At 63.7% G+C, this 23,677-nt stretch carries 21 protein-coding genes, 1 tRNA gene and 1 pseudogene; 10 read left to right on the forward strand and 13 right to left on the reverse strand.

Going from position 1 to position 23,677, the window contains the following annotated elements; all coding sequences use genetic code 11:
- Window positions 1-4 precede the first annotated feature (4 nt).
- The 3 genes from AB3G45_RS20725 to AB3G45_RS20735 form a co-directional block, all read right to left on the reverse strand.
- Window positions 5-2,065 carry a TRAP transporter permease gene (locus AB3G45_RS20725; protein WP_367832338.1) on the reverse strand — a complete coding sequence of 687 codons (2,061 nt, stop codon included), beginning with the start codon at window positions 2,063-2,065 and terminating at the stop codon, window positions 5-7.
- Window positions 2,066-2,136: 71 nt separating this feature from the next.
- Window positions 2,137-3,147, reverse strand: coding sequence for a TAXI family TRAP transporter solute-binding subunit (locus AB3G45_RS20730; RefSeq protein WP_367832339.1), 1,011 nt, complete (start codon window positions 3,145-3,147; stop codon window positions 2,137-2,139).
- Between the two features lie 295 nt (window positions 3,148-3,442).
- A protein-coding gene (locus AB3G45_RS20735) for an IS3 family transposase (protein WP_367832340.1) occupies window positions 3,443-4,581 on the reverse strand; the annotation gives its coding sequence in 2 pieces (ribosomal slippage) (window positions 3,443-4,323 and window positions 4,323-4,581; 1,140 coding nt in all).
- 86 nt (window positions 4,582-4,667) lie between these two features.
- Here AB3G45_RS20735 and AB3G45_RS20740 point away from each other — a divergent pair.
- The 6 genes and pseudogenes from AB3G45_RS20740 to AB3G45_RS20765 all read left to right on the forward strand — a co-directional run.
- Window positions 4,668-5,366: pseudogene (locus tag AB3G45_RS20740) on the forward strand (IS256 family transposase); the annotation flags it as partial.
- A gap of 139 nt (window positions 5,367-5,505) precedes the next feature.
- Entirely contained in the window at window positions 5,506-5,682 is a 177-nt protein-coding gene (locus AB3G45_RS20745; protein WP_367832341.1) for a Gfo/Idh/MocA family oxidoreductase, read from the forward strand.
- A gap of 503 nt (window positions 5,683-6,185) precedes the next feature.
- Window positions 6,186-7,067 (forward strand): hypothetical protein, encoded by an 882-nt coding sequence (locus AB3G45_RS20750; protein WP_367832342.1) that lies wholly within the window; start codon window positions 6,186-6,188, stop codon window positions 7,065-7,067.
- Between the two features lie 78 nt (window positions 7,068-7,145).
- On the forward strand, window positions 7,146-7,490 hold the full coding sequence (locus tag AB3G45_RS20755; RefSeq protein WP_367832343.1) for a hypothetical protein: 345 nt from the start codon (window positions 7,146-7,148) through the stop codon (window positions 7,488-7,490).
- Window positions 7,491-7,585: 95 nt separating this feature from the next.
- Window positions 7,586-9,532 (forward strand): ATP-binding protein, encoded by a 1,947-nt coding sequence (locus tag AB3G45_RS20760; RefSeq protein ID WP_367832344.1) that lies wholly within the window; start codon window positions 7,586-7,588, stop codon window positions 9,530-9,532.
- Window positions 9,525-10,268, forward strand: a complete 744-nt coding sequence (locus tag AB3G45_RS20765; protein ID WP_367832345.1) for an ATP-dependent Zn protease — start codon at window positions 9,525-9,527, stop codon at window positions 10,266-10,268. The genes AB3G45_RS20760 and AB3G45_RS20765 overlap by 8 nt, the downstream gene beginning before the upstream one ends.
- Before the next feature lie 287 nt (window positions 10,269-10,555).
- Here the strand turns inward: AB3G45_RS20765 and AB3G45_RS20770 are convergent, their stop codons facing one another.
- The 4 genes from AB3G45_RS20770 to AB3G45_RS20785 all read right to left on the reverse strand — a co-directional run bounded on the left by AB3G45_RS20770 (window position 10,556) and on the right by AB3G45_RS20785 (window position 13,437).
- Window positions 10,556-10,894: a hypothetical protein gene (locus tag AB3G45_RS20770; RefSeq protein ID WP_367832346.1), complete on the reverse strand. Its 339-nt coding sequence runs from the start codon at window positions 10,892-10,894 to the stop codon at window positions 10,556-10,558.
- Window positions 10,895-11,269: 375 nt separating this feature from the next.
- Complete coding sequence (locus AB3G45_RS20775) at window positions 11,270-12,367, reverse strand: hypothetical protein (RefSeq protein ID WP_367832347.1); 1,098 nt, start codon at window positions 12,365-12,367, stop codon at window positions 11,270-11,272.
- A gap of 174 nt (window positions 12,368-12,541) precedes the next feature.
- Complete coding sequence (locus tag AB3G45_RS20780) at window positions 12,542-12,943, reverse strand: hypothetical protein (RefSeq protein ID WP_367832348.1); 402 nt, start codon at window positions 12,941-12,943, stop codon at window positions 12,542-12,544.
- 77 nt (window positions 12,944-13,020) lie between these two features.
- Entirely contained in the window at window positions 13,021-13,437 is a 417-nt protein-coding gene (locus tag AB3G45_RS20785; RefSeq protein WP_367832349.1) for a hypothetical protein, read from the reverse strand.
- A 320-nt stretch (window positions 13,438-13,757) separates the two neighbouring features.
- Here AB3G45_RS20785 and AB3G45_RS20790 point away from each other — a divergent pair, with 320 nt between their 5' ends.
- Complete coding sequence (locus AB3G45_RS20790; protein WP_367832350.1) at window positions 13,758-14,861, forward strand: hypothetical protein; 1,104 nt, start codon at window positions 13,758-13,760, stop codon at window positions 14,859-14,861.
- Window positions 14,862-14,988: 127 nt separating this feature from the next.
- Here the strand turns inward: AB3G45_RS20790 and AB3G45_RS20795 are convergent, their stop codons facing one another.
- Window positions 14,989-17,010: a DUF6538 domain-containing protein gene (locus AB3G45_RS20795; protein WP_367832351.1), complete on the reverse strand. Its 2,022-nt coding sequence runs from the start codon at window positions 17,008-17,010 to the stop codon at window positions 14,989-14,991.
- A gap of 166 nt (window positions 17,011-17,176) precedes the next feature.
- Window positions 17,177-17,251: transfer RNA gene (locus AB3G45_RS20800), tRNA-Gln, on the reverse strand.
- A 213-nt stretch (window positions 17,252-17,464) separates the two neighbouring features.
- On the opposite strand from AB3G45_RS20800, the gene AB3G45_RS20805 reads away from it, so the two are divergent.
- Complete coding sequence (locus AB3G45_RS20805; RefSeq protein WP_367832352.1) at window positions 17,465-18,415, forward strand: MBL fold metallo-hydrolase; 951 nt, start codon at window positions 17,465-17,467, stop codon at window positions 18,413-18,415.
- Between the two features lie 2 nt (window positions 18,416-18,417).
- Here the strand turns inward: AB3G45_RS20805 and AB3G45_RS20810 are convergent, their stop codons facing one another.
- On the reverse strand, window positions 18,418-19,323 hold the full coding sequence (locus AB3G45_RS20810) for a DUF1499 domain-containing protein (RefSeq protein WP_367833636.1): 906 nt from the start codon (window positions 19,321-19,323) through the stop codon (window positions 18,418-18,420).
- A 259-nt stretch (window positions 19,324-19,582) separates the two neighbouring features.
- On the opposite strand from AB3G45_RS20810, the gene AB3G45_RS20815 reads away from it, so the two are divergent.
- Together AB3G45_RS20815 and AB3G45_RS20820 are read left to right on the forward strand one after the other, a co-directional pair.
- The gene (locus tag AB3G45_RS20815; RefSeq protein ID WP_367832353.1) at window positions 19,583-19,963 is read left to right on the forward strand and encodes a hypothetical protein; all 381 of its coding nucleotides are present in this window, start codon (window positions 19,583-19,585) and stop codon (window positions 19,961-19,963) included.
- 64 nt (window positions 19,964-20,027) lie between these two features.
- Window positions 20,028-20,285 (forward strand): hypothetical protein, encoded by a 258-nt coding sequence (locus tag AB3G45_RS20820; protein WP_367832354.1) that lies wholly within the window; start codon window positions 20,028-20,030, stop codon window positions 20,283-20,285.
- A gap of 11 nt (window positions 20,286-20,296) precedes the next feature.
- Here the strand turns inward: AB3G45_RS20820 and ppdK are convergent, their stop codons facing one another.
- From ppdK to AB3G45_RS20835, 3 genes are all read right to left on the reverse strand, one after another.
- Window positions 20,297-22,963 carry a pyruvate, phosphate dikinase gene (ppdK, locus tag AB3G45_RS20825; RefSeq protein WP_367832355.1) on the reverse strand — a complete coding sequence of 889 codons (2,667 nt, stop codon included), beginning with the start codon at window positions 22,961-22,963 and terminating at the stop codon, window positions 20,297-20,299.
- Window positions 22,964-23,153: 190 nt separating this feature from the next.
- Window positions 23,154-23,279 carry a hypothetical protein gene (locus AB3G45_RS20830; protein ID WP_367832356.1) on the reverse strand — a complete coding sequence of 42 codons (126 nt, stop codon included), beginning with the start codon at window positions 23,277-23,279 and terminating at the stop codon, window positions 23,154-23,156.
- A 96-nt stretch (window positions 23,280-23,375) separates the two neighbouring features.
- Window positions 23,376-23,675, reverse strand: a complete 300-nt coding sequence (locus tag AB3G45_RS20835) for a type II toxin-antitoxin system RelE/ParE family toxin (RefSeq protein ID WP_367832357.1) — start codon at window positions 23,673-23,675, stop codon at window positions 23,376-23,378.
- Between the last annotated feature and the right edge of the window lie 2 nt (window positions 23,676-23,677).

Here is a 23,677-nt window from a genome sequence, read left to right on the forward strand (position 1 = left end):
TTCTTCACGTTGCGTTCGATGCGGGCGCGCCGCCCGTCAGCACCTGCCGCAGCGTGATCAGCCCCAGGATGACGACACCGATCAGTGTCGAGATCAGCTCGGGCGCGATCATCAGCAGGGCCGCGACCGCCAGAAGCACACGCTCGACCCACAGCAGCGGGCCGATCAGCCAGTTGGTGATTGCCGCCGACAGTGCGACGATCCCGAGCACTGCCCCGGTAAAGGTCAGCACGAAGGCGCTCCAGGTGAAACCCTGCGTGACCAGCAGCAGCGAAGGGGAGAAGACGAACATGAACGGCACCAGCGCCTTGCCCATCGACAGCCGGAAGGCAGTGTTGCCCGCCTTGAACGCATTGGCACCGGCTATCCCGGAAGCCGCATAGGCCGCCAGCGCCACCGGCGGCGTGACGTCTGCCAGCACGCCGTAATAGAAGACGAAGAAATGCGCTACCAGCGGCTCCACGTTCATCATGCCGAGCACGGGGGCCGCCACCGCGACCATGATGATGTAGTTTGCCGTCGTCGGGATGCCGCAGCCCATCAGGATGCAGACAACGGCGGTCATCATCAGCGTGAACAGCAGCGCCAGCGTCTCAAGGCTGAACAGCTCGAAAGGCAGGAACGCGAGGAAGCCATGCACCGAGCCGGCCCAATCCTGTGCGATGCTGGTGACCATGAAGGCGATCTTGAAGCCGATACCCGTCAGCGTCACCACGCCGATCACCACCCCGACCAGCGCCGCGGCGGCGGTAACGGACAGCGAACTCTTCGCGCCCGAGACGAAGCCTTCATAGATACCGGCGGCCCATTCCTTCGCACCGGCGACAAGGCCGGAGGCCCGGACCGTCTGGATCGCATAGACGGCCATGCAGGCGGTGATCGCCCAGAAGGCCGACAGGAAGGGCGTGCGGCCCGACATCAGCATCCAGACCAGAAGCAGCAGCGGGAACATCGACAGCCAGCCCTCGCGCAGCACCTTCCAGGCCTTCGGCAGCTCTTCCTGCCTGAGGCCGCGGATGCCGAGACGCTTGGCCTCCAGATGCACCTGCACCAGCACGCCGAAGAAATGCATGAAGGCGGGTACGATCGCCGCAATCAGGATGGTGCGGAGCGGAACGCCGAGATACTCGACCATGAGGAACGCGACGGCTCCCATCACCGGCGGGGTGATCTGGCCGCCGGTGGACGAGGCGGCCTCGACGGCGGCGGCAAAATGGCGCTTGAAGCCGATCTTGATCATCGCCGGGATGGTCAGTGCGCCCGTCGTCACCGTATTGGCGATGGAGGAGCCGGAGATCGTTCCCAGAAGCGCGGAGGAAATCACCGAGACCTTGGCCGGCCCGCCCGCGAAGCGTCCGGTCACCGCCGTGGCGAGGTCGATGAACAGTTGCCCAAGCCCGATTTTCTGCGCCATCACGCCGAACAGCACGAAATGGAATACATAGGTCGCGATCACGCCGAGCGCGGTGCCGTAGATGCCCTGCGAGGACAGATAGAGGTGATTGACGATTCCCGACCAATCTGCGCCGGGATGGACGAATATCCCCGGCATCCATCGCCCGAACCAGGCATAGCAGATGAACAGGATCGCGATGACGGGCAGCGGCCAACCCATCGAGCGGCGCACCGCCTCAAGCAGTATCACCAGCAGGATCGTCCCCATGGCGATATCGAGCGAATTGGGATTGCCGATGCGGAACTGCAACTGGTCGTAGATCCAAGGTACATAAAAGGCGCTGACCGCTCCCCCGATGGCGAAGAGCCAGTCGACGACCGGCAGGCCGAGGATCACGAAACCGGTCGTCCGGTTCCGCCCTGAATTGAAGGCCGCGAAGCTGAGGAAGACCAGGAACAGCGTGACTCCCATATGCAGGCCACGATGCACGGTCGCACGCGGAATGCCGAAGCCGGCGGTGTAGAAATGATAGCATGACAGCAGGAACATGATGATCCCGGCCAGGATCGCCACGGGCCGAAGCAGAGTGCGGAACCGGGCCTCGGGGTCGAACTCCTCCTCTATTGCCCTCAATTCCTGCTCGGACAGCTGGCGGGTCTGTTCGGTCATGCAATTCCCCGGGATTTTCGTGATTGAGAAAGGGACGCGGCCGGACCGCGTCCCCGAAGAGCCCTAGCCTCTTATTTCAGCTTGCCAGCCTCGCGGTAGAATTTCTCCGCGCCGGGATGGAACGGAATGCCCGCACCCTGCACGGCATTGTCCAGCGTGATATTCTTGCCCTTGGCATGGCCGGCGGCGAACAATTTCTGCGTGGTGTCGTTGAACAGCGCCTTGGTGATGCCGTAGACCAGATCCTCCGACAGGTCGGCCGAAGTCACGAGCTGCGCACCCACCGAGATCGTCGGAACATCCGCTTCTTGGCCATTGTAGGTGCCGGCCGGGAAGTTGTCGGTCGCGAAGAACGTGTAGGTCTCGCGCAGCTTGTCCACTTCGGGGCCGGTGATCGGCACCAGCACGACATCGTGCTGGCTGGACAGTTCGGCGATGGCGCCCGCCGGATAGCCGCCGACGAAGAAGAAGGCGTCCATCGCACCGTCACGCATGCGGTCGGCGGCCTGGTCGGGCTTCAAATACTCGGGAGAGATGTCGGATTCCGTGAGGCCGAAGGCTTCGAGGATGATCTTGGCATCGACCAGCGTGCCCGAGCCCGGCTCGTCGAGCGAGACCTTCTTGCCCTTGAGATCGGCAACCGAGGCGATGCCCGCATCCTTGCGCGCGACCAGATGGATGCTCTCGGGATAGAGGTTGGCGATCAGCCGCAGCTTCTCGACTGCGGGCTGGCCTTCCCACAGGCCGGTCCCGGTCTGCGCCCAGTATGCGACGTCCGACTGGCTGAAGCCGGCCTCAAGCGTGCCGCCGTTGATCGAGTTGACATTGCCAACCGAGCCGTTCGAGGCGACGGCGGTGGCGACAAGACCAGGCACGCCGCAGGAGCCACCTTCGTCGCAGGCGCGCGAGCCGGGCGGGTTGGAGATAGCGTTCGCAATCAGGCCACCGATCGGATAGTAGGTGCCGGCCGTACCCCCAGTGCCTATGCGGAAGAACTGCATATCCTGGGCAACCGCCCCCTGCATCATCATGCCGACGGCGAGCGCCGCACCAGCCATTGCCTTGAACGAAAAGAATTGCATGTTTTACCTCCCAGCGAACCAACGGTCATGAATGACGCCCTTGTGGCGGTCATCCGGGGAGACTAGGCGGAAAGCGTGAAGCGGGTCCAGCCCGGCAACTACGGTTTTTACCAGTGTGGACAGCATTTTGACCGACGACCACAAGCGCGGCGGAAGTTAGCGAGTGCCATCGATCGATAAACGCGGCAAATAAGCAGAACAACCTTGAAAACGATATCAAGTTTGCCTGCCGCTAGAGGTGGCTCGGTTTGTCTGAACAGCTTCGGGCGTTTCGCTAAGTGGATTTCCGCCTCGATTATGCCGCCACCATCAATGGTGTCAGCGCGTTGAAGTAGGCCTGATCCGGCGTCCGCCGGTCAAGGGATGAATGTGGGCGTCTGGTGTTGTAGAAGTTCAGATATCGGGCGATGCCAGCGCGTGCCTCGGACACAGTCTTGTAGGCATGGAGGTAGACTTCCTCGTATTTGATCGAACGCCAGAGCCGCTCGACGAAGACATTGTCTCGCCACGCACCCTTGCCATCCATCGAGATGGCGATCTGTGACCTCTTCAGCACGGCGGTGAAGTCGATGGAGGTGAACTGCGATCCCTGGTCGGTATTGAAGATTTCCGGCCTGCCATGACGGGCAAGTGCCTCCTCCACCGCCTCGATGCAGAAGGCTGCTTCCATCGTGATCGACAACCGCCATGACAAGACCTTCCGGCTGAACCAGTCCACGACGGCGCACAGATAGACAAATCCCCGCGCCATGGGGATGTAGGTCAGGTCCATTGCCCACACCTGATTGGGCCGGGTGACTGCCAGCTTTCGTAGGAGGTAGGGATAAATTTTGTGCCCTGGCGCTGGTTTCGAGGTGTTCGGGCGGCGGTAGATCGCCTCGATGCCCATCTTCTTCATCAGCGTGGCGACGTGTCGCCGCCCGGTCTCCAGACCTTCTCCTCTCAAGAGCCCTTGCAACATCCGACTTCCGGCAAAGGGGTAGTCGAGATGCAATTCGTCAATCCGGCGCATAAGGGCCAGATCGCCGTCAGACACCGGACGAGGCAGATAGTAGACGCTGCCACGGCTGAAGCCGAGAAGCTTCGCCTGGCGCACGACGGATAGCTTGTGCTCGCGGTCGATCATTTCTTTCCGCCCAGCAATCCCGCCTTGCCGAGCGCACCGGATAAAAAATCGTTCTCCTGTGTCAGTTCGCCGATTTTCGCGTGCAGCGTTTTGACATCGATGGTCGGACCCGACGGCTCCGCTTTCGTTTCATCGCCGAACACACCTGTCGCCCCCTCAAGGAGCTGGTCTTTCCATTGCTTGATCTGGTTGGCGTGCACATCGAACTGCTGGGACAACTCCACCAGCGTCTGCTCACCTCGGATGGCGGCAAGTGCCACCTTCGCCTTGAAAGCCGGGCTATGGTTCCGGCGCGGTCGTCTCGTCATGGTCTCTCCTGTTCCCGGCATCTAAGCCGAAGTCAGGCAGAAACTCCACTTATCCCCGCTGTGCAGATTTCCCGAGCCAGCTCTGTCGCATCGTGTCGGTGGCGGCGATAATCGCGGTGGCCGTCAACACGGACGGGAAAAGGGAAATCGTCGGTCTGCACATCGGCCCCTCCGAAGCCGAGCCGTTCTGGACGAGCTTCCTGCGCGATCTGGTGCGCCGGGGCCTCACCGGCGTCAAGCTGGTGATCTCCGATGCTCATGAGGGGCTGAAGGCCGCCATCACCCGCATCCTCAGCGCAACATGGCAGAGGTGCCGCGTGCATGCGATGCGCAACGCGCTGGCCTATGTTCCCAAGGGGCAGCACACCATGGTCGCCGCCGCAATCCGCCAGGCCTTCATACAGCCCGACCACGACAATGCCGTCCAGACCTGGCGGCATGTCGCCGACCAGCTCCGCGCCAGATGGCCCAAGCTCGGCACCTTCATGGACAACGCCGAGGCCGACGTGCTGGCCTACATGGCGTTTCCCGCTCAACACCGCACCAAGCTCCACAGCACCAATCCGCTGGAGAGGCTGAACAAGGAAGTGAAGCGCCGTGCCGATGTCGTCGGCATCTTCCCCAACGAGGACAGCATCGTTCGCCTCATCGGCGCGGTGTTGCTCGAAGCCAACGACGAATGGCAGCTCCTGAGCCGATACATGCAGGTCGAGGCGATGGCCGAGCTAAATCCACCAACAATCGAGGAGGAAACTACACTTCAAATTACACCCAGAGCCGCCTGATCATGACGGCCCGGAACCCACCCGAAATTACACCAACTTGACGGACGCGGCCGTTCGGCTTGCGACATGTCATATATGGCCGCCATCGCGAGAGGGCCGCAGTGTACTCTTCAGACTTTAACTCATCGGAGAGAAATCCGTGCAAGCCGTCGCCTTGGCTACGGCCGGCGAAAATCACGAGCAATATGTTATGAAGGCGATTGCGTCCAGCAAACCGGTCTTTTGCGAGAAGCCGCTTGAAGCTACTGCCGACGCATGTATGCGCGTCGTGGAAGCCGAGGTGAAATTCGGGCGCCGCATTTTACAGGCGCTATGATCAGCCTTGCAACTCCTTGAAGGAAGTTGCAGCGAGCGGGGAGATTGGTGCTTCCCTCTTCCTATACAGCGCTCATCGAAACCCAGGTGTCGGGTTCCGCATAGCGTTAACCATACCGGAGCTCTGTCTGTTCCGGGTGCGTTCCGATCGCTTGCCGGATCGACTTCTCCGGGCTATGCCAGTCGGGTCTGCCAATACTGAAACCCCTGCAGACACTTAGCGGCCCCCGAGGATGTTGGAGCATCCGCCGAGGGCCTGACCAGAAACCTTCTCGTGAAAGGCTACCGGCTATGTCGACCCTTAAATGCTTCGCTTCCCATGGGGAAGCATCTTCTCTCCGTCCTTCTGTCGAAACCTGCCGTTCCGCACCGCTGTCGCGTACCCGCGGCTGATCGCAACCGATCGTCAGTTCTGCGGCCGATGCGGAAATCATTTCCGCATGCGCGGACCTGCGTCCGCCGTCTGCCGCACTGGCGATCCTGATCCTCGACAGGAGAGACATCATGACCCTGAACACCGACAGCGGCGCCTCGACGCCGACCTATCCCCACGCCGCAGACCTCGCGGTCCTGCTGCCTTCCCTCGAAGCCCTCGTCGATGAGGTCGTCGCATCCGGCCTGGCGCGCGATACGCTCGGCCGTGCGCTCGATACCGGCATGACGGAGGTGACCTCCGTGCTTCGCGCCGTGCCGGCCACCGAAGGCAGATTGCTGGAGCGCGGCATCGGCCTCGTCGCCGGCCGCAATCCAGACCTTGTCGTATTGACGCAGAATCTTCGTCTGCCGGTCACGAAGGCGGCGAGCGAACTGGTCGAGATGAACGATCCGGCATTGTACCGTTCGCTCAGCCTCGACGCCGACAGCGGCGGGCGCAAAAGCTATACGCCCGATCTATTGATCTTGAACCGCCGAAGCGAGATCGCGCATCTCGTCGACGTGAAGCGAAGCCTCGGCTCCTACGAGCTCTCCCGCATCGCCGAACTGAAGCATCGCATGCTGGCGGCGGCACTCGTCGTTCCCGATCTGCTCTACAAGGAGCATCGTCGTCTTCGTGCGAAGGAAGTGCGCGTCGTGATCCTCAACGCAGCAAACCAAAAGGCAGATATCGACGGCGGTGTCTGGCCGATCTCGCACCTTGACCATCTTCTTGAAGTCAGCGGAGCAGGTGAGGCCATGGCGCGGCTGCGCGAACTCTTCCGGCGCCGGGTCGAGGAGAACTGGTCGGCGGCGCTGACCGGTCGACGGGATGCCGGCACGGCGATGAATACCGACGGCAAGGCCAGGAAAGCGCGGACGCTTCACTGCGATGACGACGATGTCTGCGGCTCGACACGGTCTCCCGTGTCGATCGGCTTCGCACGCGCGCCACGGGCCGCCAGTCCGTAGCCGGTCCGGCTCTGCCTTCCTTCCGTTTTGAACTGTTTGCGCCTGATCCCTTGGACAGGCAATGAGGAGACGTCTGCCATGACGCAACCGACTTCCAACATCCTTCCCTTCCCGATCCCGCAGCGTCTGCCGGTGATGACGTTCCCGACGCCGTCCGGGTCCGTATCCGAGATCACCGCCGTCGCATCCCACGACGAGCACGCTGTTTCCGCTGAAGACCATGCCGCACATGTCGCATCCGTCGTGGGAACCACGATCCGCTTTGCGTGTCGCAAGGGCATTCGTCTCGACAGCCTGCCACCGCAGTTGCGGACATGGCTGCTCGATCTCTGCGACAAGGGCGATCCGACCTGCCGCGTGGTGCACGACTGGCTGACGGGAAACCGCCGGTTCTGCACGCCACTATCCGGGGAGGATGCATGATGGAGACGCTGACCGATCGCATGACGCGCCATCTCCTGAAACGCCTTCGTCGCCGCGCCGTGCTGACGCTCTATGAACGGGCGGTCGATGCGGGATTGCTGACCTCCGCCTTCGTCGGCGGCGAGGAGCGGAAGGGTACCGTCTGGCAGATTGCCGACCAGGCACGGCATGTTCTGACCGGCACCCCTGCGCTGGACCGCAAGACCGTCGCACGGATGATGGGTGCGAGTGGCGCGCTTCGCCGTCGTGGTGACGAACCCGTCACCTTTATCGTGCCGGACGAGGATGCGGCCGATGGAATGGTGACATTCGAGTGCCGGACGATCGGAGCACCCGACGAACAGCAGACCGGGAAAACCAGGAAAGCACGACGCGTGAAGGTAGGCGGCAGGACAGTGGGTGCTGCATCCGGTATCGACTTTCCCTATGTCGCCGCCCTGCTGCGCGAACACCTGCCGCCGCCGAACCCGGTCCATGCGGCCGTCGCCCTTCTCGTCGCCCGCGCCGTCGGCTCCAGCCTGCCCGACACCGCCGCGCTGATCGAGGCGCTGCGCCCGGCGGCGCCATTCGTCCTGCTGAAGGCGCCCGTGCCGCGTTTCGAGCTGTGCGTCGGCATGATGCTCGAGGACGGATTGCTCCTGCCGTTCCGGGCAGCCCTCGAGGACGTTCTCCGCGACAATCCGCTGTCCGGCCGCTACAGGCAGCAGCAGTCGGTGTTGAGCCGGCGCAAGCTGAAGACGCTGTCCGGCATTACGGTCGGGTTCACGGACGACAAGGACATTCGCCAGTATCTCCGCCAGACGCTTCTCGACGAACCCGCGCCGATCTTTCTTGTCGACGAAACGCCGTTCGCCCTGACACCCGTCGTGACCGAGACAGCCGATCTCGTGCTCGAATGCACAGGGATCGATCGTGCCATGGTCGCGGAGCTGCTGCATGTCTGTGCCGGCATCCCCCCGAAGCAGAGCTTTGCTGTCATGGACGACATGGCTTTCGATCCGGCGGCGCTGACGATCGATGACGTCGCCCTTGCCGTCCGCCCCGGGCGAAATGCCGAGCAGACGCTGTCGATCCTGGCGATGCTTGTCGAGCGGCTCGCAACGGAGGAGGACGAAGACCGGAAGGACGGCCGAAGCGCAACAGGCCGAAAGCAGCGATCCGGCAAAGGGCGAGCCAGCGAAACGACATGGCACAGTAAGGAGGCTGCAAAGAAGAAGCGGCAGGATGTCGGCGTCGAGGTGGTCGAGCCGGTCGCAATCAATGCCGTCGGCGGTGATGAAGGGGCGAAAGCAGTGGCGGCGGGAAAGCCGACGGCGAAAGAGCGCCTGTTGTCCGTCGAGACGCTCGCCGGCTACGGGCCGGCAAGCGACTGGGCGCTCGACCTCAAGGCCGACCTGTCGCTCTGGCGGGACGGGAAGCTGCGCTGGGACGAGATGAGCACGAAACTGCTGTTGTCCGGCCCGCCCGGAACCGGCAAGACGACCTTCGCCCGCGCGCTATGCAATACGCTACAGGTACCGCTGCTCGCCACCTCTGTCGCGCACTGGCTTGAACCCGGCTATCTCGGCGACGTGCTGAAGCGAATGTCGGGCGCCTTCACCATCGCCAGGGATCGGGCGCCTGCCATCCTGTTCATCGATGAAATCGACAATATCGGCACGCGGCAGGGAGCAGGAAGCCGGAACTACGATGACTATTGGGCGTCGCTGATCAATCGCATGCTGGAACTGTTGGACGGTGCTTCGAGGTCGGAAGGCATCATCGTCGTCGGCGCGACCAATCTCCCGGAGAAGATCGATCCGGCCTTGCTGCGCTCGGGGCGGCTGGAAACCCATGTTCGCATTCCGATGCCGGATGCGGAAACATTGATCAGCATCCTTGGCCATCACCTCGGGACAGATCTCGACGCGGTGCTGGCTTCCGCGCCTGCCACAACCACGCCACGGCGTCTTCGCCCACCGCCACCGATCAACGGGAAACCGTCCGTGCGGCGCAAATCTGCCCCGAAGCCGCAGGCAGAGAAAGGACCTCGCCATGACTAATGCTACCGATCATTCTTCATCCCTGAACGGCCTGCGCCCGCTTGCGATGTTGGCGCTGGGCAGAACCGGAGCCGATATCGAACGGCTGGTCCGGGACGTGCGGCGCAAGCTGCGGCGTGAGGGGCGCACGATGACGTGGGCCGATCTGGAAACCTCCCTGCGCAATGGGCAGGCGGCGATGTCCGACGATCTGCGCTGGCGGGCAAGTGTTCACGAGGCGGGCCACGCGCTGGCCTACATGCTGACCGGGATTGCAGAGGTGAAGGCCGCGAGCGTCGGGCTTCATGGCCTCGGCATGGTTGCGACCGTTGCAAACAGCCGCTTGCCGCAGAACGAGGCCTGGTTGATGAACACCATGGCCGCGCTATTGGCGGGACGCACGGCGGAGGTGCTGGTGATCGGCGAGACGCTTGCCGGAGCCGGCGGCGCCGATGAAAGCGACCTGGCGCGGGCAACGGAAATGGCGCTCGCCGCCGAGACAAGGCTCGGCTTCTCCTGCCATCAGCCGCTTGTCTATCGCTCGCCCGGCATCACGATGAGCGATCTGGCCCTCGATCGTGAGCTTGCCGATCGCGTCAATACGCGCCTCATCGCCGCCGAGGCCATCGCCCGGACACTGCTGGAGGAGCATCGTGATCTCCACCTCGAGATCGCAACACGTCTCAGCGCGACCGGTGTCGTCTCGGGTGACGAACTGCGCGCCATGATCGGCAATGCGGCAGCCAGGCCCTCGTAGAGGCCGCCGATGCGGAAATCATTTCCGCATCCAGCCCTTGCGACAGGCGGGTTGGCAGCGCCTGCCTGACGGCCGTTGCCAACTCGCCGCCGTTCAGGAAAAGCGATTCCACCGCAAACGTCGTTATCGGGAGTAACGGGGGGAATACGTTGATTTTGGCGAACGCCGTTTGCAGAAATGGATAGTCCAGTCGGCAATGGAAGAGCTTTCCACGACAACGGGGAATGGAAGGGCGAGTAGACGGGGAAAGAAAGCGCCATGATCGAGATTGAGATAAGTCCCAGTCATCAAAACGGAGAAGGCCCGCCTTCAGGACCCAGATGCCACTTCGGCCGAAACGGGAACAGGCCGTCGGCGTATTTGTCGACAAGCGCCTCGAAGACGTCCTCGCTCTGCCTGACATCGAAGCCCTGCCGCTCGAGGCCCTCGACAATCTCGTCGCGCATCTTGTCGAGGACCGCACGCGCATCGGACCGTTTGCCTTGAACCCCGGCAACCATCTGCCAGAGGAACATGCGGGCGATGTCGTCGCGGGAGGGACGGCGTTTCGTGCGCGCCGCGTCCCTCACCCGTTGCTGGCGGACCACCTGCTCGGCGTTGCGTTGTTTTTTGGGCTTTCTGGCCATCACTCTCTCCTTCATTTGCGGCATCGCCATAAGGCCCCTCGCCCACGCCCTGCCGCTATGTTGATAAACGGGAAGCCAGTCGGTGGTCCGCTGGCACGGGTGGCGTTCGCGGTGCGCTTCTCCAGCGAAAACAAACGCCGTTTGCATAGGAATCGCGGCTTCGGAAACCGGAATCGCCAAGCCCGACATCGGAATCGCGTCAGGGTAAATTGAGATGATGTGTCCCGATTTGCCCCGATTTGCGATGAGGTGCCCGCACATCGAACCGATGTCGGCGCACGGCATGGCAACCCGGCTCGACTTGAACTCCCCGTGAGACCGCGCGCGTTCGATCCCGCCGGCGACATCGCACCGGCGGGACCGTTGGGTGTCGGCCTAGACACCGGTCAGGCTCTCCTTCATCGCACGACGCTTCCCGGGTGCCTGCGGCTCCGCCTCCACGACGGGCACCTCCGCATCCGAAGCGACCGGGTCGTCAGCAGCATCGCCGTCGTCCTCTTCAGACGGTCCCTCCAGCGCGGGAATGTCTTCCAGCGTCAGACGGTCTTCGGGGGCGGCTTCCCCTGCTGCATCGTCCGCCGGAGTGGGAGTGGCCTCCTGGTGCATGCCCGGCAGCGGATCGCCATGTACGACGAAGCGCAGCATGGGCAGCACCGTGCCGGTCACCCAGGTCGGGAACTCGTCCTTGCCCGGCCAGCGGGGAGAATCGCCCAGACGGCCGAACAGGGCCGGGGCGCCGCCCCAGCCGACCAGAGCATCATCCGCCCCGCGATTGGTGGCCCGGCCGGCATCGACCCGCTCCGGGAAGATCGCCGAACGCAGGAGACTGGACGCCTTGTACGCGTCCACCTCGACCTTGTCGGCGAGCGACTTCTTGGAGACGTGCTTCCCGTTTGCCAGCAGTTCCGCGACCGGCTCGACGGCCTTGAGGATGCGCTTGCTCAGTTCCGTGAACTGCGTGAGCTCATCCTTCAGCTTGGCCTCCGCGGCGCGACGCAGGCCCGCCAAGCCGCCGATCGCGGTCTTCCGTTCCGGCTGGACATCGTCACCGTCCTTGACCAGGTTCTTCACCTGGCCGACGGTCAGGCGCTCGCCGCTCTCGACGACGGCCAGGACCGCCTCGATCTTCTCGGGCTTCGCGCTTGCCAGCACGAACAGGACCGTCGGCACGACGGCCGCCGCCTCCAGCCGCGCGCGGTGCTCCTGCAGGTGCTCGTGGATGGCGACGTAGTTGCGGCCCTGGCGCGGCGTGTAGCCGCAAACCGTGCTCGTCCAGCGGCCGAACATCTTCTCCGGAAGAACGGCCTTGGCGCGGGCGAGCTGGTGGCCCAGCTCGAAGGCCTGGCCCGTGGTCCGGCGGCCCATCGCCTTGATCGCGTCATGGACCTCGGTGAGGAGCGGTTCGTGCTCCGCCGGAATGACGACGGCGGGCGCCTTCTTCGGCTTGGGGTTTGCTTTCATGGTCTTGCGCATCGTTTTACTCCTTTACGATTCGATGCCGGAAACATCGGGACAATGCTTCCTCCTCACGCCGCCGGAGCACGGCGGCGTCACGATGAAGCACCATGGGTGGAAGGGCCGGTCTTCCTGCCGCGGCAGCCGACGATCAGGTCGGACCGTCGCGGCAGGAAGACCGGCGTCAGCGGGTCACGACGGACCGCGCCTCGGCGGCGCGCTGGTATCCGGCCGGTCGAGCGGGTAGCGGGCGACCTGACCGAAGAGGACGGCGCCGATGTAGCGGCACAGGTGGACCGGGTCGTGCTCTTCACACCCGGCGGCAGCGTCCACCAGGCAAGCGGCGGCGCGGGCGACGTCACGCGGCCCGAGCGCCGCCGCGATATTGGCCGCGGTGACCGGCCGCCCGTCGCCGTTCAGGGAAAGACGGATCGAACCCGGCGTGACCCTGTCGAGGAAAACATGCGTTTCGACACGGTCGGGCAGGAAGTCCGCCGCCAGCACGACGCAGGGCCGGAGGCTGTTCAGGTGCTGGCGCCATGCCAGGATGCAGTCGATAGCGGCCTGGGTCGGTTCGATGCGATGGTCGTACATGGCTGTCTCCTTCAATGCCTGTATCTGGAAAACGGTGGAACGGCGGGCCGTGGTCCCGGCCCGCGTCCGAAGCGCGATCAGTGGTGCGTCGACGAAAGACCACGAAGCAGCCATTCGGTCTGGAGATCCTCGACGCGGTGAATGAAGGTCACGGAGGCCTTGGTGGCACGCTTCACCTCCTTCTGCGACGGCAGCGCCTGATCGTTGGTGCGGCGGATCACGCGCATGATCGTGACCAGATCGCTCTCGCCCCCGAGGTCGATCGCCTGCGAGACGATGAGGCTCGAATAGCCGGGGTCGAGGAAGATGCGGTTGAAGTTCGGCCCGCCGCGCAGGACCTGCGTCACGGGCACCACCTTCGCGCAGTCCGCGAAGACGGCCAGCGCATAGCCGTCCATGAACGGATGGGCGGGAACGAAGGTGGTGTCGAAGCGCTCCTTGAAGGATCGCACTGCCGCGATGCATTCGATCTCTTCGTTGCTCAAGGTCTGCATGTCGTTTCCTTTTCGTGTTGTGCGGCAACGATCAGAGTTGCCGTCCTGGTTGGACACGACGCTACAATGCACCCTCCCAGAAAATTGATCACCCCCTATAGTTGTACTCGTGCTCTCATATTTGCCAATGACTTACATGGCTATATGTACGGAATGCATCCAATACGAGAAATATAACAGATCAACACAATCATTAATTGACAAACCTGATAACGACGCCCATCCGCCGCGTCACCCGGCATTGAGACTTTCCTAACGTTTTCGGTTTCGCTTTTTTTAGCTTCCGAGGCCGTAGACAAGGAACCCGCAGGAGGAGGCGAATGGCCGATAAATCCGAAACACCGCCCACGAAACCATTTGACTTCAGTGTCATGGCCCTACTGCCGGTACGGCCGTGCAATACGCCCGAAGACGCGGACCCAATCCCCTACGAGGCAACGGAGGCCTATGCTCTCGAAATGCAGAAAAAGCGGAGAGATGCTCTGGTTGAGAAGGTCGAAAAAGGCCTTCTAACCCCGGAGCAGGCAGAACAGGAAGCGCTGGAAGGCAAGATAGGCCCTTTGGCAAGCCGGTTGGGAGACCTGAGCGCCTTCACCGAAGAAATGGATTTCTGGACGCTGGAAATGACGGCGACCTGGATCGACACGCTTCTCGCCGAGGCGGTGCATCGGCATTACTACCCGTCTTACGCCGGCAAGCGCGTCTGGGGCAAGACAAACAAATACTATTCGGCTGAGAACGACAGCTCATATTGGGACTGGGACAAGCGGAAGCCGGCAGATGCCATACAGTGTTACGGCCTGCATGTGTTGCAGGACACGTATTTCGGCGACAGCTATGTGGATTTCGACGGGGAAACCAAGCACTTTCCACGGTTGGAAACGTTCTTCCCAAAATTGCAGAAGCATCTGAAGCAGGGCGAGATAACAGCCACTGGCGAACTCGAGGCATCACTGTATTTCGAGCGCCGCGATATAAGACCGGAAGAATGGGAATCCGCGACGTTCGATCTGACCGGGGCGGTCGGCCCACGTTTGCGCACCAAACGTAACGTCTTCTATCAGAAGATATCGTTCAGGTCGCAGGGGCTTTTGAAGTTCTATTCAGGCAACATCATCCTGCGGCCGAACCCCTGCCGGATTTTTCCGTGGAAGGCGAAAATCGAAATCGAGCCGGGCTACAAGTCACTGATTGTCGCTCGACTTAGACAATGCTTTCCGCGAGGCATTCCCGACCGGCGTCCGAAAAAGATACTGTATCCGGAATTGATGAATGCACTCGGCCCACAGCTTGCCACCAGATGGTGGACGATGCCCGGCGCTCAGGACACGGTGAAGAAAGAGGAAGCTTTCCGCACCGCGATAAACAGGATCCTGGACAAGGCAGTCGATAAAACACCGATTGTGTTCGACGACAGCTGCTGATCGAACCGTCACCTGAAATCAGCGTTCGTTCGCAACGGCACGCACGCCCGCACTTTGAAGGAGAACTCGGTCACGTCGACCGACCCGACCCGATTGGTTCGCGGTGTCGGCTCCTACCGCAAAACGATCAGGAGCTCGGCTTCTTCGACCTCCCGGGGCGTGCCTCATGATTGACGACCTGTCCGATCAGCCGGATCGGATGCCGCGACAGGTTGGCGGATGGAAGGGGAAGCACGGACAAAGCCCGCGCCATGACCTTCAACCGCGCCGGGTCGGTATAGCGGCCTTCGTTCATGTCTTCGTTGGAATGACCGAGGATATCCCTCCTGATCTCCGGCAGAACACCCTCCTGCTTCATTTCGTTGTTGCACCAATGCCGCAGGGAATGAAGCACCTTCCCCTCCTCCTTGGCATCCGGCAGCGCGGCGGCGCGCATTCTCTGCCAGCTGTCGTCGAAGACGTCTCCCATCGGCGTCGCGGCATTTGCCGCCCGCAGTTCGGGAAACAGCAGTTGGTGGCCAGAGTTACGCATCGTGGCCACATATTCGAGAAAACCCAGTCGAACGAGTTCCGGGTGAATCGGGGTACGGCGCTTTGATTGGGGATTCTTCAACTTGCGAATCCAATTGTTTTCGATGCGAAAACACGGCAGTTCGCCATCGTCGTCAATTTCACTAAGCAAGAGCCCGCAATTCTCCTCACGCCGCGCGCCGTTATAAACCGCCATAAGCGGCAACCAATAGGCCGCATCATGGAAAACAGTCTCACCGTTATCCAGTCGTTCGCTCTCGCTTGCCGAGCCGTTCCAGATAGGAAGACTAAATAAAGCCGAGAGTTCATCAGTACTGAACCGGCCTCGCTCGTCGCGAATGTCTCCCTTCCTCTTCGATCGCAATCCTGCGACACCTTCATAGTGACCAAAGGGGTAACCTGCATGCTTGCAGATACCGACGATATTTCCCATCTGCGTCATATGTCTGTTGATCGTGCTGGTGGAAAATCCTCTTTCATCGGCGGACAAATCCTCCGCGCGCTTGAGGATTTCAGCGACACTACGATCAAAATCCTTCGGAGATTTGCCGTAGTGCTTCGGCATTCTGTAGAAAATACTCTTGAAATCGGCGATGTGCGATTGCCGCATTCTTCGAGGATCATCATGTCCGATGAATCGGACGAATAGATTTGCGAGGGCTATATGCTGCTTGCAGGTCTTGTCGTTCCAGTCGCCCGATGCCAGCCGCTCATCCGCTGCCCTTGTCACAAGTTCGACAAGGCCACGGCCTTCCGTGCCGAACATCTCCTCTTCGAGGTCGACATCGTCGGCATCATCCCCCTGAACTTCTTGTGCCGCGGCAGGCTGTGCGGCTGCCGTCCCGCCGGGTTGCCGGGCCACCGGGCAGGCTGTGGCCGGAGCCTGCGCAGCCAGCGGAAATTGCTCGGGGACCGGCCGTGCAGAGGGCGCTAACGCGGCTGTCGCGGTCGGTAACACGACCTGAGCGGACAGCGCGGCCTGCACAAGTGCAAGATCGTCTTCCCGCATGCCGGACCAACGCCGCTCCGTGTTGAGGAGCGCTGCCGCCATACCGCGCATGTAGATTGATTCTGCCTCCCGGAAATGACCGTCGACAAGTGGGATGTCGTACTGCTTCAGGATACCTTCGAGTTTCTGTCTGCCGGGGCGGGCGAAGCCGGATGTCCTGTGGAATTCAAGACTATTCCTGACCTCGTCAATCATGCTGTCGTCGAGACCGGCCGCGTGCAACGCGCGCTCCTCGATCGGACCTATGGCAGCGTTCTCCCCTTGGGCCGCATAGAGCCGAATGGCCCATGCCGACACGGCCTCGCTCCTGCGGGATTTCTGGGCGTCACGGCCGGACGTTATGGCGTCGAGATAATTGCTGTGCTCCGTCGCAACCTGAATCAGTATCCTCTTGGCGTCTTCGGGGGAAATCATCTTGCTCTTCAAGGCTGGCAAAAGACGATCGCTGGCGAGCGCAAGCTCGGGCGCAATCCTCCTCGCCAGTTCCATCTCCTTGGTGTTGAGGCTCAGTTCGAGCCGCATCCAAGCACGCGCGCCGATTCCATTCGGTAAACGCCGTCGCCACCAGTAGACCGAACCGCGTCTGAAAACGTGCTGAATTGCCGTCATGCTGAACCCTTTCTGAAAGGGTGAGCAGGACCTTGTTCGCCTTCCCGTAAGACAGCCGTGTACGACAGTCGTGTAAGACAATCCTGTACGACAGTGCCCCGAATTCGATTCCCAGCTAAGTCGGAAGTGCTGGAAAACCGCGATTCTGGCTTGAAGAAGGAGGAGCTGGCTGGGGCGCCAGGATTCGAACCTGGGAATGCCGGTACCAAAAACCGGTGCCTTACCGCTTGGCGACGCCCCAACACGGCCGGAGCCTGATAGCAAAGGCGGGCAGCGCGGACAATGCTTAAGTTCCGCCCGGGGCCATTATTCTCCGGCCGCGGCGGTCTCGCAGGGGGCGCTTGGCAGGGACACGCCGGGGCGATAGGGTCCGGCCCGGGCGCCCGCCCTGCCCTTTCCAACGAGGAGCCGCCATGCCCCAATTCGTCGCGCCCATGAGCCTCATCGAGATCGAATGCAAGTGACCACCGCAAGCGACACCGGCCGGGAAGCCCCGCAGTTCAGCCTCGAATTCAAGCCCGCCCATGGCGAGGCCGTGCCGGTGGCGCCGCGCGTCGAGCGCATCACCGTCAACAATCCGGGCCCTTTCACCTTCCACGGCACCAACAGTTACATCGTCGGCGACCGCTCGGTGGCGGTGATCGACCCCGGGCCCGAGGACGAGGCGCATTTTTCCGCGCTGATGCGCGCGCTCGCCGGGCGCGAGGTGACCCATATCGCCGTCAGCCACACCCACCGCGACCACTCGCCGCTCGCCCGCCGGCTGAAGGCCGAGACGGGCGCGACCATCGTCGCGGAGGGTCCGCACCGGGCGGCGCGGCCGCTGCATGCCGGCGAGAGCAATCCCTTCGCGGAAAGTTCGGATGTGGACTTCGTGCCCGACATCACGCTCGGCCATGGCGAGACGGTTGCCGGCGACGGCTGGGCGCTGACAGCGCTGCTCACCCCCGGCCACACCGCCAACCACGCCGCCTTCGCGCTCGACGGGCCGGAAGGCATCGTCTTTTCCGCCGATCATGTCATGGCCTGGGCGACGACCATCGTCGCCCCGCCCGACGGCGCCATGGCGGACTACATGGCCTCGCTCGACCGGCTGCTGGAGCGCGACGACCGGCTCTACCTGCCCGGCCATGGCGGACCCGTCACCGAGCCGGCCGCCTTCCTGCGCGGCCTCAGGACGCACCGGCGCATGCGCGAACGGGCGGTGCGCGAGCGCGTGCGCGCCGGCGACCGGACGATCGCCGACATGGTGAAGGTGATCTACCGCGAGACGGACCCGCGCCTGCACGGCGCGGCGGCGCTTTCGGTGCTGGCGCATCTGGAGGACCTCGTCGCGCGCGGCGAGGTGGTGACCGAGGGGCCGCCCGCGCTGAAGGGGCTCTATTTCCCCGCGCCGGGCGCGTAGGATCAATCGCCGGCGATGCCCAACAGTTCCGCGTCGAGCGCCTTCAGGTAGCCTTCGACCAGCGCCGCGCCGAAGCCGAGATCGTGCGGGCCGTAGCGCGAGGCGGCGCGCATGTCGACCAGCGTCGTCTCCGCCTCCTCGCGCAGGCGGATGACCACGTCGAAGCGGAAGCCGAAGACGGGCGAGCGCCATTCGCCCTGCAGCAGCACGTCGCCCGCGCCGCCGATGCGGGGAATGAGCGGCGTCTCCAGCGGACGCGCCTCGGGGATCGGCACGTCGCCGAGCGCTTCCTGGCTCTGCGCCACCTTGGCGGGGTCGATGACGAGGTCCTCCAGGTCGGCGAGAATGTTGTCGAGGCCGTCCTCGGCGGTGATCGTGATGCCGTAGGCGGCGGCGACCTTGCGCACGCCCTGGTAGACGCGGTCGAGCGCGCCGTCGTAGCGCCGGCCGGACAGGCCGGGATAGGCGGCGATCTGCACCGCGCGGTCACGCGCGCCGACCGGGCCGATGCGCGGCAGCCAGTCCTGCCCGGCGGCGGGCTCTGCAAGCCAGGGCGGGGCGGCGGCGGTGTCCGTCGTCACGTCGTAGAGCGCGGGCCTGTCGAAATAGGCATAGGCCGCCGCGCCCGCAAAACCGAGCGGCAGCAGGCAGAGCAGCAGCGCCGCAAGCGCCGCCTTGCCGCCGCGCGCGCCGACCTGCCACAGCCGCGCAAGGCCGATGACCGCCAGGAGCACCGCCGCGCCCGCCACGGCCGCGGCAAAGCCGGCCAGCGCCAGGAAATGCGGCGTGGTCAGCGGGCCGAAGCGATGCGACAGCACGGCGGCGACGAACAGCAGGCAGGAGAACAGCGCCATGCGCCGCGCCCAGTGCGCCGCATGGGAAACGGGCCGTTCGTACTGGATCGTGATTGCCATGGCCTCACCGGATGCGCCCGCGGCGCTTCGTGCCGCATCCTTCTCCTACTGCAAATTCGCCGAAACCGGAATCGTTTTAAGACATTGCGGCGCGCGGTTGAGCTTTCACCGGAGCCTCAACCGCCCCCTTGCCCGGTGCGGCATCATGGCCGGGGACAAGGGGATCGTGCGCCGTAAAAATCCTTGTGCGCCGCAAATTCGCCACGCTCGTTAACGACGGTTCACGAACGGGGGTAGAGCAAGGAGCAAGATGATGTTGCCGACGCAGACGGCTGCCGACACCGCTATCGCCGCGCCCGCGGCCGAGCCCGCCCTCCCCCTGGAGCTTCTGGAACTCGAACTCTCGCTCGACGGCTTTTCCGGCGACGAGGCGGGCTTTGCCGAGGCCGTGCGCGCGGCCGCCGGCAAGATCGGCGGCGACTTCCTCTTCGACCTGCCCGCCTCCGGCCTTGCCGAGGATTGCCGGCGCATCGCGGCGTTGCGCGTGCCGCAGGGCGAGGACGGCGCGCTTGCCGTGGTCTTCGCGCTGCTCGACGCCGAGGGCGCGGCGATCCGCGTGGAAACGCCCGACGCGGCGATGCAGGACCTCAAGCGCTTCGCCGACGCCTTCGTGGATGTGCTGCAGCGCATCTGACGAGACCTTGCCGCGGCGCGCCGTCGGGCCTATCCATGGCGCGCAACAGTTCGCCGGAGCCCGCATGTCCAAGATGCCTGTTCGTTTTGCCGCCCTCGCCGCCACCGCCCTCCTGCTTGCCGGCTGCCAGACGGCCGCCGACGTGCGCGCCAGTGACGAGGCCAGGTGCCGGTCCTACGGTTTCCGCATGGGCACGGACGCCTTTGCCGAATGCCTGCAGCGCATCGATCTCGACCGGCGCGCCGATTTCCGCGCGGCGCGCGTGCAATCGCCGTTCTGGGACCGGCCGACCTATGTCTACGTGCCCGTCCGGCGGCGCTAGGCCCGGTCGCCTCAGGCCTTACCGTTGAACGCCGCCTGCGCTGCCGCGAGCCGTGCGATCGGCACGCGGAAGGGCGAGCAGGAGACGTAGTCGAGCCCGACCTCCTCGCAGAAATGGATCGAGGCCGGGTCGCCGCCGTGCTCGCCGCAGATGCCGAGCTTCAAGTCGCCCCGCGTGCGGCGGCCGCGCTCGGCGGCGATGCGGATGAGTTCGCCGACCCCGTCGAAATCGAGCTGGACGAACGGGTCCTGCTCGACGATGCCCTTCTGGATATAGGTCGACAGGAACGCCGAGGCGTCGTCGCGCGAAATGCCGAAGGTGGTCTGCGTCAGGTCGTTGGTGCCGAAGGAGAAGAACTCGGCCGATTCGGCGATGACATGGGCGCGAAGGGCAGCGCGCGGCAGCTCGATCATCGTGCCGACGAGATAGCTGATCGGCACGCCGCTTTCCGCGATCACCGCCTTTGCGACCGCCTCGATGCGCGCCTTCACGTAATCCAGCTCCGCCTTGAGGCCGACGAGCGGCACCATGATCTCCGGCTCGACGGCCGCGCCCGTCGTCTTGGCCGCCTCGGCCGCGGCCTCGAAGATGGCGCGCGCCTGCATCTCCGCGATCTCCGGATAGGAGATGGCGAGGCGGCAGCCGCGATGGCCGAGCATGGGGTTGAACTCGTGCAGCGTATCGACGCGCCGGCGCAGCGCCGCCTCCTCGATGGCAAGGGCGGCGGCGACCTCGGCGATCTCCTCGTCGCTCTTCGGCAGGAATTCGTGCAGCGGCGGATCGAGCAGGCGGATCGTCACCGGCAGGCCGTGCATGATCTCGAAAAGCTCCGCGAAGTCGGAGCGCTGCATCGGCAGCAGCTTTGCCAGCGAGGCGCGGCGGCCGGCCTCATCCTCCGCAAGGATCATCTCGCGCATCACATTGATGCGGCTGCCTTCGAAGAACATGTGCTCGGTGCGGCAGAGGCCGATGCCTTCCGCGCCGAAGGAGCGCGCCGCGCGGGCATCCGCCGGCGTCTCGGCATTGGTGCGCACCTTCATGCGCCGCGTGCGGTCCGCCCATTCCATGATGCGGCCGAAATCGCCCGACAGTTCCGGCTGGAGCATGGGGATCTCGCCCTTCAGCACCTGGCCGGAAGAACCGTCGATGGTGATGACGTCCCCCTTCTTCAGCGTCACCCCTTGCGCGATGAGAAGCTCGTTGCGCAGGTCGACGCGCAGCGTGCCCGCGCCGGAAACGCAAGGAGTGCCCATGCCGCGCGCGACGACGGCCGCATGGCTGGTCATGCCGCCGCGGGTCGTCAGGATGCCCTCGGCGGCGTGCATGCCGTGGATATCCTCCGGGCTCGTCTCGATGCGCACGAGGATGACCCTGCGGCCCTCCTCCTCCGCCTGAACGGCATCTTCCGAGGTGAAGACGATCGCGCCCGTCGCCGCGCCCGGCGAGGCCGGCAGGCCGGAGCCGATGACGTCGCGGCGCGCGCGCGGATCGATGGTCGGGTGCAGGAGCTGGTCGAGCGAGGCGGGATCGATGCGCGCGACGGCCTCGCCCTCGCTGATCAGCCCTTCCGTCGCCATGTCGACGGCGATCTTCAGCGCGGCTTTCGCGGTGCGCTTGCCCGAGCGGGTCTGGAGCATCCAGAGCTTTCCGCGCTCGATGGTGAATTCGAGGTCCTGCATGTCGCGGTAGTGCCGCTCCAGCCGGTCGCAGATGCCGCGGAATTCGGCAAAGGCCTCCGGCATCAGCTTTTCCAGCGACGGCCGGTCGGAGCCGGACGCGATGCGCGCCTCCTCGGTGATGTTCTGCGGCGTGCGGATGCCGGCCACGACATCCTCGCCCTGCGCGTTGACGAGGAATTCGCCGTAGAGCGTGTTCTCGCCCGTCGAGGGATTGCGCGTGAAGGCGACGCCGGTGGCCGACGAATTGCCGAGATTGCCGAAGACCATGGCCTGGACGTTGACGGCCGTGCCCCAGACGGCGGGGATGTTGTGCAGCGTGCGATAGGTGATGGCGCGGGCGTTCATCCAGCTCGCGAAGACGGCGCCGACGGCGCCCCAGAGCTGGACTTCGGGATCCTGCGGGAATTCCTCGCCAAGCTCCTCCCTGATCGTCTCCTTGTAGCGGGCGATGACGTGCTGCCATTCGGCGGCGGAGAGCTCGGTATCCTGCTCGTGGCCGAGCCGGCCCTTCTCGTCTTCCAGGATTTCCTCGAAGACCTCGTGGTCGAGCCCCATGACGACGTCGCCGTACATCTGGATGAAGCGGCGGTAGCTGTCCCAGGCGAAGCGCGCATCGCCGGCATCCTGGCCGAGCGCTTCCACCGTGCGGTCGTTGAGGCCGAGATTGAGGACGGTGTCCATCATGCCGGGCATGGAGGCGCGCGCGCCGGAGCGCACGGACAGCAGGAGCGGCTTTGCCGTATCGCCGAAGAGGCGGCCGGTGATGCCCTCCATCTGGCGCAGCCCCGCGCGGACCTGATCCTTCAGGTCTTCCGGCAGCCGGCGGCCGCTGTCGTAATAGTGGTTGCAGGCGGCGGTGACGATGGTGAGCCCGGGCGGCACCGGCAGGCCGAGATTGCACATTTCGGCAAGGTTCGCGCCCTTGCCGCCGAGCGTGTTGCGATCGCCCGCGCTGCCCTCGGCACGGCCTCCCCCAAAGGTATAGACCCACTTGTCCATGCACGCCTCCCTATGCGTCCGCGCAATCTACATGAACTGCATCCTGTTGAAAACGCGGCATCACCGGTTTCTTGCTGCAATGCATCAATTTTGTGACTGCGACGCAACATTACGAGAGCCGAATAAAAGCCGTGCCCCTAGCGGGAACACGGCCTGGAGCAATTCCGGCAAAAGCGCGTTCGAACGGCCTTCAATTCCCCTCGATGGAAAGCCCCTGCTGGTCGAGGCGGATCTCGACGCCGTCAGGCTTCTTCTCTTCTTGCCAGGCATAGTAGGAAAACCCGGCCACCACGACGACGAGGGCGCCGATGATCATGTAAAGTGCGTCTCTTCTCACAGTCGATCCCCAATTGCGACGAATTGCCTGCGGAAACGGCAGGCGCTGTTCAATGCGCGAGAGGGGGATTTGTTCCTATGTTTCGAGAAGGCCTGTTCCGATATCTTGCCGCGCCGCCAGTACCCGGATCACCAGAACGGCATCTTCGAAAAGCATGTAGAAGACGAGATGCTCGCGATAGGGAAAGCTGCGCAGACCCGGCGCCAATTCAGGGCGCAGGCGGCCGATGGCTGGCTTTTCGGCGATCAGTGCGAGCACTTGATAGAGGCCGCCGATATAGGCTTCCGCCTGGGCGTCTCCCCACGTCGTTATCGTATAGGCGAGGATCGCGTCCACATCCTTCTCGGCGCTGTCCGTAAAACGGAAGGCGCGCACGA

Origin of the sequence: Shinella sp. S4-D37 (assembly GCF_040812195.1) — a bacterium.
Taxonomy (GTDB): domain Bacteria; phylum Pseudomonadota; class Alphaproteobacteria; order Rhizobiales; family Rhizobiaceae; genus Shinella.